The sequence below is a fragment of the Nonomuraea aridisoli genome (genome assembly GCF_003236395.1).
Classification (GTDB): domain Bacteria; phylum Actinomycetota; class Actinomycetes; order Streptosporangiales; family Streptosporangiaceae; genus Nonomuraea; species Nonomuraea aridisoli.
In genome coordinates, this window is record NZ_POUD01000594.1 from 1 (window position 1) to 924 (window position 924).

A 924-nucleotide genomic window follows, 5' to 3' on the forward strand; every position below is an offset into this window, starting at 1 on the left:
AGATGTGTATAAGGGACAGCCATGGGGTGCTGCCCGCCCTCGAAACCGTGCTGGCCGAGCCCGAGGTGGCCGCCGCCGACCTCATCGTGCTCACCGGTGACATGGCGGCCGGGCCGATGCCGGTCGAGACGCTCGACTCGCTGGTCGAGCTGGGGGAGCGGGCCGTGTGGGTCAACGGCAACGCCGACCGGGAGCTGGTGGAGGCCGTCCGGGGGAAGCCCAGTGCGTACGCGATCTCGCAGTGGGCGGCGGAGTCGTTACGTCCCGATCAGGTCGAGTTGCTGGCGGCGCTGCCCGATCGGCGGGTGCTGGAGCTGGGGCGGCTCGGCACGGTGTTGTTCGTGCACGCCACGCCGCGGGGCGACGAGGAGATGATCCTGGTCGACAGCTCACTCGAACGGTGGGCCGAGGTGCTGGCCGGGGAGGAGGCCGACACCGTGGTGCTGGGCAACACCCACATGCCGTTCGTCCGGCTGGCCGATCGGGTGCTGGTGGTCAACCCGGGTTCGGTGGGGATGCCGTACGGGAGGGGCGGCGCGCACTGGGCGCTGCTCGACGGGGAGAGCGGTGCGGTCACCCTGCGCTCGACGCCGCTCGATGCCACGCGGGTGGGGGAGCGGCTGCTTGTTGAGAGTGGGTTCGAGGAGATCGGGGAGTGGGTGGATTCCTACGTGACCACCATTCACTCCGATGCCGAGGCGCTGCGGGCGTTCGCGCAGGCGGAGGGGCGGACCGGGTAGGCGGGCCGCCGGCATGGTGGCTGTTCACCGGCGGTTGGTGGGCGGGTTTCGGCTTCCGGTGCGCGGAGCGTTTCAACTGCTGTTCGTTGGGTGTGTGCAGGTGGGTGGCGGTCGGTTGGAGCGGACCGTGTGGCTGGTGGTCGCATCGTGGATGCGCAGGTGGCGGGCTGTGTGAGGGGTGGTC

1 protein-coding gene is annotated in these 924 nt (G+C 70.5%); it reads left to right on the plus strand.

Going from position 1 to position 924, the window contains the following annotated elements; all coding sequences use genetic code 11:
• On the plus strand, positions 1-740 hold a 740-nt coding region (locus C1J01_RS48295), incomplete at its 5' end, for a metallophosphoesterase family protein (RefSeq protein ID WP_111185856.1).
• Positions 741-924: the final 184 nt, after the last annotated feature.